The organism is Burkholderia sp. SIMBA_062 (genome assembly GCF_046534765.1).
Taxonomy (GTDB): domain Bacteria; phylum Pseudomonadota; class Gammaproteobacteria; order Burkholderiales; family Burkholderiaceae; genus Burkholderia; species Burkholderia ambifaria.
Map to the genome: position 1 here is coordinate 75,584 of NZ_JAWRYD010000034.1, position 12,965 is coordinate 88,548.

Here is a 12,965-nt window from a genome sequence, read left to right on the forward strand (position 1 = left end):
ACACGTCAAGGGGATCCCGATGAAACGTCGCAGTCTGCTGAAGTTCGGTTCGATGGCTGGTGCACTCGCGCTGGCGGGCAAGAGTCCGTTCGCGCAAGCGGCCGATGCGGGCACGGGCCCGATCAAGGTCGGCATCCTGCATTCGCTGTCGGGCACGATGGCGATCTCCGAAACGTCGCTGAAGGATACGGCGCTGATGACGATCGCCGACATCAACAAGAGCGGCGGCGTGATGGGCCGCAAGCTCGAGCCGGTGGTCGTCGATCCCGCATCGAACTGGCCGCTGTTCGCGGAGAAGGCGCGCCAGTTGCTCACGCAGGACAAGGTCGCGTGCGTGTTCGGCTGCTGGACGTCGGTGTCGCGCAAGTCGGTGCTGCCGGTGTTCGAGGAACTGAACGGCCTGCTCTACTACCCGGTGCAGTACGAAGGCGAGGAAATGTCGCGCAATGTGTTCTATACGGGCGCCGCACCGAACCAGCAGGCGATACCGGCCGTCGAGTACCTGATGGGCGCGGAAGGCGGCGGCGCGAAGCGCTTCTTCCTGCTCGGCACCGACTACGTGTATCCGCGCACCACCAACAAGATCCTGCGTGCGTTCCTGAAATCGAAGGGCGTGAAGGACGCCGACATTCAGGAGGTCTACACGCCGTTCGGCCACAGCGATTACCAGACGATCGTCGCGAACATCAAGACTTTCGCGCAGGGCGGCAAGACGACCGTGATCTCCACGATCAACGGCGATTCGAACGTGCCGTTCTACAAGGAGCTCGGCAACCAGGGGATCAAGGCGACCGACGTGCCGGTGGTCGCCTTCTCGGTCGGCGAGGAGGAACTGCGCGGGATCGACACGAAGCCGCTCGTCGGCCATCTCGCCGCGTGGAACTACTTCATGTCGGTGAAGAACCCGACGAACACGAAGTTCAAGGACCAGTTCGCCGCGTGGGTGAAGGCGAACAACCTGCCGGGCGGCGCGAAGCGCGTGACCAACGACCCGATGGAGGCGACCTATGTGGGCATCCACATGTGGAAGCAGGCCGTCGAGAAGGCGAAGAGCACCGACGTCGACAAGGTGCGCGTCGCGATGATCGGCCAGAGCGTCGCCGCACCGTCGGGCTTCACGCTCTCGATGGACGGCAACCACCACCTGCACAAACCGGTGATGATCGGCGAGATTCGCGGCGACGGGCAATTCAACGTCGTGTGGAAGACGAAGACGGCCGTGCGCGCACAGCCGTGGAGCCCGTTCATCGCGGGCAACCAGGGCAAGCCGGACGTCGTCAGCTCGATCCCGGCATTCCTGCGGCGGCAGCGCGCGGCGCTCGCCTGATGTGATGCGCAGCGCCGCACACCGGTGTGGCGCTCCGCTCGCAGGCTGCCGCGGGCATGCCGTCGCGCGTGCGGTGACGAACCGCACGCGCTCGCGCACCGCCGCACGCATTCGCTTTCCCACGCCCCACAGGATCTCCCGATGCCAACCCGCTTTCGCCGCGCCGCCGTCGCGGTCGTCGCCTGTGCCGCGCTGGCCTGCGCGCTGCCGCGCGCCGCGTTCGCCCTGACGGCCGCCGATACCGCCGCGCTCGCCGGCGACGACTTCGACGCGAAAACGACCGCGATCGAACGGATCGCCGCCGATGCCGATCCGCGCGCCGTCGCGCTGCTCAATGCGCTGTCGACCGGCGACGCGCTCGCGACCGGCGACGGTCGGCTGCTGATCCAGACCGGCGACACCGCGCGCGATGCGCTGACGCAGGCCGCGACGCCGGCCGGCGACGCGCAGCCCGTGATGCTGAACAACCTGCTGCGCACGAAGATCGCCGCCGCGCTGTCGGGGCTCGCGCTCGCATCGCCCGACGTCGCCGCGCGTCGCGACGCGATCGACGCGCTGCTGAAGTCGCCCGACCCGGCACTCAAGCCGATGATCGAGCGCGCACGCGCGAAGGAAACCGACCCGGCATTGAAGCGCCGCCTCGACGCACTGTGGGCCATCGCCGCGCTGCACGATGCCGATCCGGCGAAGCGTCTCGACGCCGTGCAGGTGGTGGCCGCGCGCCGCGATCTCGACATGATCGAACAGTTGCGCCCGCTCGTCGCGAAGAACGCCGACGGCAGCTACACGGAACCCGACGCGCGCGTACGCGCTGCCGCGCAGCAAGGGCTCGACGCACTGCACGCGCTGCAGCGGCGCGGCGAGATCGTGGGCACCGTGTTCGCGGGCCTGTCGCTCGGCAGCGTGCTGCTGCTCGCGGCGCTCGGCCTCGCGATCACGTACGGGCTGATCGGCGTGATCAACATGGCGCACGGCGAATTCCTGATGATCGGTGCGTACGCAACCTATGTCGTGCAGACGCTGATCCAGCGCCATGCGCCGGCCGCGTTCGACTGGTATCCGCTCGTCGCGGTGCCCGTGTCGTTCGCGGCGGCCGCGCTGGTCGGCATCGTGCTTGAACGGCTCGTGCTGCGGCACCTGTACGGCCGCCCGCTCGAGACGCTGCTCGCGACGTTCGGCGTGAGCCTGATCCTGATCCAGGCGACGCGCATGCTGTTCGGCGCGCAGAACGTGCAGGTCGTGAACCCGTCGTGGATGAGCGGCGGCGTGACCGTGATGCAGAACCTGATCCTGCCGTACAACCGGCTCGCGATCCTCGCGTTCGCGCTCGCGGTCGTGTTCGTCGCGTGGGCGGTCCTGACGAAGACGCGGCTCGGCCTGTTCGTGCGCGCGGTCACGCAGAACCGCAGGATGGCCGCATGCGTCGGCGTGAAAACCGCGCGCGTCGATGCATATGCGTTCGCGTTCGGCGCGGGTATCGCGGGCCTCGGCGGTTGCGCGCTGTCGCAGATCGGCAACGTGGGCCCCGATCTCGGGCAGAACTACATCATCGATTCGTTCATGGCGGTGGTGCTCGGCGGCGTCGGCCAGATCGCCGGCACCGTGCTCGGCGGCTTCGGGCTCGGTCTCGTCAGCAAGGCGATCGAACCGTTCTGGGGCGCCGTGCTCGCGAAGATCGCGGTGCTCGTGATGATCGTGCTGTTCATCCAGAAACGTCCGCAGGGCATGTTCGCCCCGAAGGGCCGCAGCGCGGAGGCCTGACATGACTTCATTCACCGATTCGTTGTCGAACCCGGTCGCCAGCGCGCCGAAGCCCGCCGCCGTGCCCGCGAAGGAAGGCTTCGCGCTCGGCCTGCCGCCGCGCCCCGCGCTGCTGTCGCGCCGCGCCTGGCTCGCGCTCGTCGCGCTGTGCATCGCGATCGGCGTCGGCGTGCCGCTGGCCGCGCTGGTCGCGCCCGAGTCGAGCGCGTTCCATCTGTCCGCGTATGCGATGACGCTTGGCGGCAAGCTGATGTGCTACGCGATCGCCGCGCTCGCGCTCGACCTCGTGTGGGGCTACTGCGGCATCCTCAGTCTCGGCCACGGGCTGTTCTTCGCGCTCGGCGGTTATGCGATCGGCATGTACCTGATGCGCGAGATCGGCCGCGACGGCAAGTACGGCAGCGACCTGCCCGACTTCATGGTGTTCCTCGACTGGCATCAACTGCCCTGGTACTGGAGCGGCACGCAGCATCTCGCGTGGGCGCTCGCGCTGGTCGTGCTCGTGCCGGCCGTGCTCGCGTGGGTGTTCGGCTTCTTCACGTTCCGCTCGCGCGTGAAGGGCGTGTACCTGTCGATCATCACGCAGGCGCTGACGTTCGCCGCGATGCTGCTGTTCTTTCGCAACGAGACGGGCTTCGGCGGCAACAACGGCTTCACCGACTTCAAGCGCATCGCCGGGTTTGCGATCACGTCGCCCGGCACGCGCACGGTGCTGTTGCTGCTGACCTTCGCGACGCTCGTGCTCGCGTTCATCGCCGCGCGCGCGATCGTCACGAGCAAGCTCGGGCGCGTGGTCACCGCAGTGCGCGACGGCGAGACGCGGCTGATGTTCCTCGGCTACAGCCCGCTCGCGTACAAGCTGTTCGTGTGGACGCTGTCGGCCGTGCTGTGCGGCATCGCGGGCGCGCTGTACGTGCCGCAGGTCGGCATCATCAATCCCGGCGAGATGTCGCCCGGCAACTCGATCGAAATGGCGATCTGGGTTGCAGTGGGCGGGCGCGGCACGCTGATCGGGCCGATCGTCGGCGCGTTCGCGGTGAACGGCGCGAAGAGTTTCTTTACCGCGTACTTCGCCGAATACTGGTTGTTCTTTCTCGGCCTGATCTTCGTGCTGGTGCCGCTCCTGCTGCCGCGCGGGATCATGGGCCTCGTCGACACGCTGCTTGCGAAGGGGAAACGCGGATGAACGGCACGGCCCTCTACCAGTTCACGCCCCCGGCCGAAGACGAGCTGCTGACCGTCAGCGGCACCGCATCGATGGGCCGCGTGGTGCCGCCCGGCATCGACACGTCGCACGGCACGATCCTCTACCTCGAGGACATCGAGGTGAGCTTCGACGGCTTTCGCGCGCTGAACAAGCTGTCGCTCGCGATCGACGCCGGTGAGCTGCGCTGCGTGATCGGTCCGAACGGCGCGGGCAAGACCACGATGATGGACGTGATCACCGGCAAGACGCGCGCCGATGCGGGCAAGGTGTTTCTCGGCCAGACGCTCGATCTCGCCCGGATGAACGAGCCGGAAATCGCGCGTGCGGGCATCGGCCGCAAGTTCCAGAAGCCGACCGTGTTCGAGCAGCATCCGGTGTGGGAAAACCTCGAACTCGCGATGCAGACCGACAAGGGCTGGCTCGCGTCGCTGCGCGCGCGGCTCGACCGCACCGCGCAGGCGAAAATCGAGGAAACGCTCGCGCTGATCGGCCTCGAAAGCGACGCGTATCGCGCGGCCGGCGAGCTGTCGCACGGACAGAAGCAGCGGCTCGAGATCGGCATGCTGCTGATGCAGCGCCCTGCCCTCTTGCTGCTCGACGAACCGGCGGCCGGGATGACCGATCACGAGACGATGGAACTCGCCGCGCTGCTGAACACGCTGCGCGGCACCTGCTCGATGATGGTGGTCGAGCACGACATGGACTTCGTCGCGGCGCTCGCGGGCGACACGGGCCGCGTGACGGTGATGGCCAACGGCGCGGTGCTCGCGCACGGCACGCTCGACCAGGTCAAGCGCGACGACGCGGTGATCGAGTCCTACCTCGGAAGATGATGCGATGCTGAAGATCGACGCACTGAACCAGTACTACGGCGGCAGCCATATCCTGCGCAACGTGAACCTCGCCGCCGAAGACGGCAAGCTCACCGTGCTGCTCGGCCGCAACGGCGTCGGCAAGAGCACGCTGCTGCGCTGCCTGATGGGCGTCGTCGCCGCGAAGAGCGGCAGCGTGTCGTGGCGCGGCACGCCGCTCGGCGCGTTGCCACCGTATGCACGTGTCGCGGCCGGGCTTGCCTACGTGCCGCAGGGCCGCGACATCTTTCCGCGGCTGACCGTCGAGGAAAACCTGCTCGTCGGCGCGGCAAGCCGCAAGGCGCGCTCGTCGGTGCCCGACCGCATCTACGATCTGTTCCCGGTGCTGAAGGACATGCGCGCACGGCGCGGCGGCGACCTGTCGGGCGGCCAGCAGCAGCAGCTCGCGATCGGCCGCGCGCTGATGAGCGAGCCGCAGCTGCTGATCCTCGACGAGCCGACCGAGGGTATCCAGCCGTCGATCATCCAGGACATCGGGCGCACGCTGCGCCAGCTCGTCGACGAATCGAAGATGACCGTGCTGCTCGTCGAGCAGTATTACGACTTCGCGCGCTCGATCGCGGACCACTACTGGGTGATGAGCCGCGGCGAGGTCGTCGCGGGCGGCGATGCGCGGGACATGGAGGCAAACGGCGTGCGCGAGCTGATCGCAGTGTAGCAGGCGGCCCGTGGCGGCGGCGCTTACGGTTACAGATTCGACGCATCGCTCCGGCGCCTCGCCAGGCAGCGCATGTCGGCCCCACGCCGGCGCAACGGCACGGCCTGCGAGCGGCGTTGCGTCAGCCTGCTACGCGAGCGCCGAAGCGTATATTGTTGCGGTAGCATCCTCGTTCACCGCGCCCGTCCCCTGCTTTGCACCGATGTCCGCCCCTGATTCCCACGCCTCGCTGTCCCGCCCCTCCGTCGCCAAATCGTGGCGCGGTCGCCTCGAACTCGGCTTCGAACGGCACGGCGCGCGCACGACGCTCGTCCACCGGTTGCACGACGGCCCGCTGCGCGTGCAGCGGCCGCTGTATCCGGAAGGCGACGCGATCTGCCACGCGGTCATCGTTCACCCGCCGGGCGGCGTCGCGGGCGGCGACCGGCTCGACATCGGCATCGCGCTCGGCGACGGCACGCACGCGGTGCTGACGACGCCCGGCGCGACCAAGTGGTACAAGTCGAACGGGCTCGACGCGACGCAACGCATCGGCATCACGGTCGGCGCGCACGCGAAGCTCGACTGGCTGCCGCAGAACAACCTGTTCTTCGACGCGGCCCACGCCGCGCTCGACTTCACGGTGACGCTCGGCGCGGGCGCGAGCGCGATCGGCTGGGACGCGACGCAACTCGGCAGGCAGGCGGCCGGCGAAACGTGGTCGGCCGGCCGCATCGCGTCGCGATCGGCACTCGTCGATGCCGACGGACGGCCGCTGTGGACCGAGCGCGCGCTGCTCGATGCGCGCGATCCGCTGCGCGGCACGTTGCAGGGTCTCGCCGGCTTTCCGGTGTACGGCACGCTGTGGGCCGCCGGCGCCACGTGCGACGCGGCACTGGCCGAAACGCTCGCCGCGCGGATGCCGTTCGGCGACACGCTGCGCGCGGGCGCGACCTGCGTGACACCCGGCGTCGTGCTGGTGCGCGCGCTGTCGAGCTCGATGGAAGCGCTTCAGCGTCACTTCACCGACTGCTGGCTTTACCTGCGACCGATCGTGCACGGCGTCGACGCGCGACCGCTGCGCCTCTGGCAAACCTGAACGCGCGCCGCCCGGCGCGCACCATTTCGGCGCAGCGCCGTCACCCACGCCGCCCGCCATTCATGCATCGCGCACCACGAACGCGCATCGCCGCACGTTTTATCGGCATGGCACGCACCTTGCTGCTTACATAACGGATACACGACGCACGGAAAATCGCGCGGTGCTACGATGGCCCGCGCCTGTGCCGCAACCCGCGCCCCGATAAAAATTACGTTTTCCTGAACGATTGCCTTCATGAAACTGACTCCCCGAGAAAAGGACAAGCTGCTGATCTTCACGGCGGCGCTGCTGGCCGAGCGCCGTCGCGCGCGCGGGCTCAAGCTGAACTATCCGGAGGCGGTCGCATTCATCACCGCCGCGCTGATGGAAGCCGCGCGCGACGGCAAGACCGTCGCCGAGGTGATGCACTACGGCACGACGCTGCTCACGCGCGACGACGTGATGGATGGCGTGCCGGAGATGATCCCCGACATCCAGGTCGAGGCGACCTTTCCGGACGGCACCAAGCTCGTCACCGTCCACCACCCGATTCCGTGATCGAGGCCCCCCGCATGATCCCCGGCGAAATCCTCACCGACGACGGCGAGCACGAACTGAACGCAGGCCGCCCGACGCTGACGGTCGTCGTCGCGAACACCAGCGACCGCCCGGTGCAGGTCGGCTCGCACTACCACTTCTTCGAAGTCAACGACGCGCTGTCGTTCGACCGTGCGGCCGCGCGCGGCTTCCGGCTCAACATCGCGGCCGGCACCGCCGTGCGCTTCGAGCCGGGCCAGTCGCGCACCGTCGAGCTCGTCGAGCTGGCCGGCGCGCGCGCCGTCTACGGTTTTCAGGGCAAGGTGATGGGGCCGCTGTAAGCCGCGCCCCGCTTTCAGGAACAGCACCATGACATTACGCTTGAGCCGCCGCGCGTACGCGGAAATGTTCGGGCCGACGACGGGCGACCGCGTGCGGCTCGCCGATACCGAACTGCTGATCGAGATCGAACGCGACTACACGATCTACGGCGAGGAAGTGAAATTCGGCGGCGGGAAGGTGATCCGCGACGGGATGGGCCAGTCGCAGCGCGTGGCCGCCGACGTGCCCGACACGATCATCACGAACGCGGTGATCCTCGATCACTGGGGCATCGTGAAGGCCGACATCGCGATCAAGCACGGCCGCATCGCCGCGATCGGCAAGGCCGGCAACCCGGACATCCAGCCCGGCGTGACGATCGCGATCGGCGCCGCGACCGAAGTGATCGCCGGCGAAGGGCTGATCGTCACCGCGGGCGGCATCGACACGCACATCCATTTCATCAGCCCGCAGCAGATCGACGAGGCGCTCGCGTCGGGCGTCACGACGATGCTCGGCGGCGGCACGGGGCCGGCCACCGGCACCAACGCGACGACCTGCACGCCGGGGCCGTGGCACATGGAGCGGATGCTGCAGGCGGCCGACGGCTGGCCGATCAACCTCGGCTTTCTCGGCAAGGGCAACGCGAGCCTGCCGCAGCCGCTCGTCGAGCAGATCGCGGCCGGCGCGATCGGCCTGAAGCTGCATGAAGACTGGGGCACGACGCCCGCCGCGATCGACAACTGCCTGTCGGTCGCCGACGACACCGACACGCAGGTTGCGATCCACACGGACACGCTGAACGAAGGCGGCTTCGTCGAATCGACGGTCGCCGCGTTCAAGGGCCGCACGATCCACACGTACCACACCGAAGGCGCCGGCGGCGGCCATGCGCCCGACATCCTGAAGGTGTGCGGCGAGGCGAACGTGCTGCCGTCGTCGACCAACCCGACGCGCCCGTACACGATCAACACGCTCGACGAGCATCTCGACATGCTGATGGTGTGCCATCACCTCGATCCGTCGATCGCCGAGGATCTCGCGTTTGCCGAATCGCGGATCCGCCGCGAGACGATCGCGGCCGAGGACATCCTGCACGATCTCGGCGCACTGTCGATGCTGTCGTCCGACTCGCAGGCGATGGGCCGCGTCGGCGAAGTGATCATCCGCACCTGGCAGACCGCGCACAAGATGAAGGTGCAGCGCGGCGCGCTGCCGGAAGACGGCGCCCGCAACGACAACTTCCGCGCGAAACGCTACGTCGCGAAGTACACGATCAACCCGGCGATCACGCACGGGATCGCGCACGAAGTCGGGTCGATCGAACCCGGCAAGTGGGCCGACCTCGTCCTGTGGGAACCGGCGTTCTTCGGGATCAAGCCGTCGATGATCCTGAAGGGCGGGATGATCGCGGTCGCGCAGATGGGCGATCCGAACGCGTCGATCCCGACACCGCAGCCGGTCCACTACCGCGAGATGTTCGCGACACGCGGCGGCGCGCTCGCGCGCACGTCGCTGACCTTCGTGTCGCAGATGGCCGCCGATGCGGGCATCGCCGAACGCTACGGGCTCGCGAAGCGCATCGTGCCGGTGCGCAACTGCCGCAACGTGACGAAGGCCGACATGATCCACAACGCATGGCGCCCGTCGATCAGCGTCGACCCCGAAACCTACGACGTGATCGCCGACGGCCAGTTGCTCACCTGCGAGCCGGCGTCGGTGCTGCCGATGGCGCAGCGCTATTTCCTGTTCTGATTTCCGGTTTTCGTTCCATGCGCACCCTCGACAAACGCATTGCCCCGAACGTGAAGCTCGCCGCGTCGCTCGTCGCGCGCGCGCCCATGCTCACGCTCGCCTATGACGCCCGCTGCAAGAGCCGCCTCGCGGCCACGCTCGATACCGGCGAGGACGTCGCGGTCCTGCTGCCGCGCGGCACCGTGCTGCGCGACGGCGACGTGCTCGTCGCCGACGACGGTGCGCTCGTGCGCATCGCAGCTGCCCCCGAGACCGTGCTGCTCGTGCGCGCGGGCGATCCGCTCACGCTGATGCGCGCCGCGTATCACCTCGGCAACCGTCACACGCCGGTCGAGATCGGCGACGGCTACCTGAAGCTCGAAGCCGATCCGGTGCTCGCGGACATGCTGCGCCGGCTCGGCACGCAGGTCGAACCAACGAGCGCGCCGTTCCAGCCGGAAGCCGGTGCGTACGGCGGCGGCCACAAGCACGGACATGACGCGACGTTCGCCGAGGATTACGCGCTCGCGCAGCAGGTATTCGGCGAGCACCACGGCCACTCGCACTCGCACGATCACGATCACGATCACGATCACGATCACGATCATCAGCATGGTCCGGGCTGCACGCACGGCCACCACGGTCATGACCACCACTGAGCTCGTCGCGCTGCTGCATCTCGCGTCGCCCGCGCTGCCGATCGGCGCGTTCAGCTATTCGCAGGGATTCGAAGCTGCACTCGACGCGAACCTGATTCGCGACGCCGACACCGCGCGCGACTGGATCGCGAGCGGGCTGACCGACGTGCTCGCGCACGGCGAACTGCCGTTCCTCGCGCACCAGCTCGCACGCTGGCAAGCGCACGACGCCGATGCGCTGGCGCGCGAGAATGCGTGGTTCATCGCGAGCCGCGAATCGGCGGAACTACGCCGCGAAACCGAACAGATGGGCTGGTCGCTCGCGCAGCTCTGCACATCGCTCGAATGGGGCGATGCCGCGCACCGCGCGACGCTCTCGGCGATTTCGCCGATCGCGCTGCCGACCGCGTTCGCCTACGCGGCCGCCGCGCACGACGCGAGCGCCGACGCCGTGCTCGCCGCGTACGCGTTCGGTTGGGTCGAGAACCAGACGTCGGCCGCGCTGAAAGCGGTGCCGCTCGGCCAGCTCGCCGGGCAACGCATCATCGTCGCGCTGCGCGGCGCGATCGACTCGGCCGTGCGCCGCGCGCTCGCCACGCCGCCCGACGCCATCAACACGTTCGCGCCGCAGCTCGGCATCCTGTCCGCGCGGCACGAAACCCAATATTCGCGGTTGTTCCGCTCCTGAATCCCATAGACACCATGAACGCACCCGCCGCCTCCTCCGCCCGCCGCACGAAGAAACTGCCGCCGCTGCGCGTCGGCATCGGCGGCCCGGTCGGCTCCGGCAAGACCACGCTGCTCGAAATGCTGTGCAAGGCGATGCGCGAGCGCTACGACCTCGTCGCGATCACGAACGACATCTACACGAAGGAAGACCAGCGCCTGTTGACCGTCGCGGGCGCGTTGCCCGAGGAGCGCATCATGGGCGTCGAGACGGGCGGCTGCCCGCACACGGCGATCCGCGAGGATGCGTCGATCAACCTCGAAGCCGTCGACCGGATGCTGTCGCGCTTTCCCGATGCCGACATCGTGTTCATCGAATCGGGCGGCGACAATCTCGCGGCGACGTTCAGCCCCGAGCTGTCGGACCTGACGATCTACGTGATCGACGTCGCCGGCGGCGAGAAGATTCCGCGCAAGGGCGGCCCCGGGATCACGAAGTCCGACCTGCTCGTGATCAACAAGACCGATCTCGCGCCGCTCGTCGGCGCGAACCTCGACGTGATGGCGTCCGACACGAAGAAGATGCGCGGCGAGCGGCCCTACGTGATGACGAACCTGAAGGCGCTGGAAGGCGTCTCGGACGTCGTCGCGTTCATCGAGAAGAAGGGGTTGTTGACGGTTTGAATAAGTGTCCCGGCAGAACTACCTAGCATTTGCGGGCGCTAAAGCGAGTCCGCTGCCGAAAAGCCTTCAGCAACTTTGCGAAGCCAGTTGAACTTGGTTAGCATCGATTCCTTACATTACGCTTTCTTCGTTAGTAAGGATTTTCGATATGCCGATTCCCGCACATATGTGGCTTAAGGATGACGGCGGCGCACGCATCAAAGGCTCGTCAACCGTTCAGGACCGTGAAGGAAGCATTGAAATCATCAGTTTTGGCCACGGTGTAAATCTGCCGGTTGATAGTGCTGATGGCAAGATCACCGGCAAGCGTACACATTCACCGATTGCGTTCGAAAAGGAATTCGACGCGGCGACGCCCTATCTCTATAAGGCCGTGGCGAAGGGACAAACGCTGCAATCGGCCGAGATCAAGTGGTATCGGATCAATGATGCCGGGAGAGAAGAGGTGTATTTCGTGATGCTGCTGGAAGGCGTCAAAGTCTGCGGCATCAATCCCGGCATGGCGAATACCAGACTCTCGCAAACGTCCGCGCTCAATCACGTTGAAGCGGTCTCCATGATGTATGAGCGCATCACGTGGCATTATCTCGACGGCAATATCAAATTCACCGATTCATGGAATGACGTCGGATAAGCGGGAATAGTCAATGGCTTATACCGGTAGATTTCTGGTGAACAACAATTTTCTGTCTCCCCTAGCCATCGATGGTTTGGGTACGTTCGATGCGTTCTCTGGCAACGGCATCTATCGGAATCGCGGGGGCTGTACGGCCGTGCCCGATAACGGCCCGATTCCTGCCGGTAAATACTGGATCGTGGACCGTCCTGCCGGTGGCGTCAGATCTCAAGCTTGGGCTTCGATCAAGGATGCATATAACGCATTAAAAGGCAGACCATCTTACCATTCCGAATGGTTTGCACTGTATCGGAGCGACGGCTTAATCGACGATTTCACTTGGATCAATGGTCTCCAGCGCGGTCAGTTCCGATTGCACCCGATGGGCGGCGATGGCATTTCGCTAGGCTGCATCACTCTGCCGAGCCGTACGGATTTCCTGAGAATCCGAACAGCACTTTTGACCACCAAGAAAATCGCAGCCGGCAATTCAGGGCTCAATGCATACGGAACAATTGAGGTCATCGCACATGGCAACACTTGCCCGTAGACTTTTCAAGACGGCTCTGTTTATCGGCTTGTTTCTTCTATCCGTGCGCTGTATTGGTCGGAATGGGGTGATGCCGGAAAGTGAGGCCCTTAGATGGTTGAGCATCGCGCAAAGCCTTGGTCTGCACGAAGCGGATGACGTCTATATCCCGGCGATGCTGGTTTTTGATCTGCTTGCGGCAACGCTTGCGTATCTGACGCTCACGAAGCTATGGAAGGACCTATCCGTGATTTCGTGGGCGGGGCATATCATGAGGTGTAAAAGTCATGGATATGCCGATGAAGAAGAAAAGACAAACCGTAGCGCGTCAGGCAGCGGCCCGCGGGCCGCTGCC

Annotated in this window: 15 protein-coding genes; all 15 read left to right on the plus strand. The window is 66.4% G+C overall.

From position 1 onward, the window contains the following. The first annotated feature begins 19 nt into the window (after positions 1-19). Positions 20-1,327, plus strand: a complete 1,308-nt coding sequence (gene urtA, locus SB786_RS28930) for an urea ABC transporter substrate-binding protein (RefSeq protein ID WP_006752103.1) — start codon at positions 20-22, stop codon at positions 1,325-1,327. Positions 1,328-1,468: 141 nt separating this feature from the next. Then, positions 1,469-3,088, plus strand: a complete 1,620-nt coding sequence (gene urtB, locus SB786_RS28935; protein ID WP_410730449.1) for an urea ABC transporter permease subunit UrtB — start codon at positions 1,469-1,471, stop codon at positions 3,086-3,088. 1 nt (position 3,089) lies between these two features. Further along, positions 3,090-4,274 (plus strand): urea ABC transporter permease subunit UrtC, encoded by a 1,185-nt coding sequence (urtC, locus tag SB786_RS28940; protein ID WP_410730450.1) that lies wholly within the window; start codon positions 3,090-3,092, stop codon positions 4,272-4,274. Further along, positions 4,271-5,128 (plus strand): urea ABC transporter ATP-binding protein UrtD, encoded by an 858-nt coding sequence (gene urtD, locus SB786_RS28945; RefSeq protein ID WP_006758744.1) that lies wholly within the window; start codon positions 4,271-4,273, stop codon positions 5,126-5,128. The genes urtC and urtD overlap by 4 nt, the downstream gene beginning before the upstream one ends. Before the next feature lie 4 nt (positions 5,129-5,132). After that, a complete protein-coding gene (gene urtE / locus SB786_RS28950; protein ID WP_006752107.1) occupies positions 5,133-5,825 on the plus strand; it encodes an urea ABC transporter ATP-binding subunit UrtE in 693 nt (230 codons plus the stop codon). A gap of 202 nt (positions 5,826-6,027) precedes the next feature. Continuing rightward, complete coding sequence (locus tag SB786_RS28955; RefSeq protein ID WP_410730451.1) at positions 6,028-6,903, plus strand: urease accessory protein UreD; 876 nt, start codon at positions 6,028-6,030, stop codon at positions 6,901-6,903. Between the two features lie 237 nt (positions 6,904-7,140). Next, complete coding sequence (gene ureA, locus SB786_RS28960) at positions 7,141-7,443, plus strand: urease subunit gamma (protein WP_006406310.1); 303 nt, start codon at positions 7,141-7,143, stop codon at positions 7,441-7,443. Between the two features lie 14 nt (positions 7,444-7,457). Further along, the gene (locus SB786_RS28965; RefSeq protein ID WP_410730452.1) at positions 7,458-7,763 is read left to right on the plus strand and encodes an urease subunit beta; all 306 of its coding nucleotides are present in this window, start codon (positions 7,458-7,460) and stop codon (positions 7,761-7,763) included. 28 nt (positions 7,764-7,791) lie between these two features. Further along, a complete protein-coding gene (ureC, locus tag SB786_RS28970) occupies positions 7,792-9,498 on the plus strand; it encodes an urease subunit alpha (RefSeq protein WP_006752110.1) in 1,707 nt (568 codons plus the stop codon). 17 nt (positions 9,499-9,515) lie between these two features. Continuing rightward, complete coding sequence (gene ureE, locus SB786_RS28975; RefSeq protein ID WP_410730453.1) at positions 9,516-10,136, plus strand: urease accessory protein UreE; 621 nt, start codon at positions 9,516-9,518, stop codon at positions 10,134-10,136. Further along, entirely contained in the window at positions 10,123-10,803 is a 681-nt protein-coding gene (locus tag SB786_RS28980) for an urease accessory protein UreF (RefSeq protein ID WP_410730454.1), read from the plus strand. Before ureE ends, SB786_RS28980 begins: the two co-directional genes overlap by 14 nt. A 14-nt stretch (positions 10,804-10,817) precedes the next feature. Beyond that, positions 10,818-11,465: an urease accessory protein UreG gene (ureG, locus tag SB786_RS28985; protein ID WP_410730455.1), complete on the plus strand. Its 648-nt coding sequence runs from the start codon at positions 10,818-10,820 to the stop codon at positions 11,463-11,465. A gap of 148 nt (positions 11,466-11,613) precedes the next feature. Beyond that, positions 11,614-12,099 carry an Hcp family type VI secretion system effector gene (locus tag SB786_RS28990; RefSeq protein WP_410730456.1) on the plus strand — a complete coding sequence of 162 codons (486 nt, stop codon included), beginning with the start codon at positions 11,614-11,616 and terminating at the stop codon, positions 12,097-12,099. Between the two features lie 13 nt (positions 12,100-12,112). After that, positions 12,113-12,631 carry a DUF2778 domain-containing protein gene (locus SB786_RS28995; RefSeq protein ID WP_410730457.1) on the plus strand — a complete coding sequence of 173 codons (519 nt, stop codon included), beginning with the start codon at positions 12,113-12,115 and terminating at the stop codon, positions 12,629-12,631. Then, a partial coding sequence (locus tag SB786_RS29000; RefSeq protein ID WP_410730458.1) for a hypothetical protein occupies positions 12,612-12,965 on the plus strand: 354 nt, incomplete at its 3' end. The genes SB786_RS28995 and SB786_RS29000, both read left to right, overlap by 20 nt.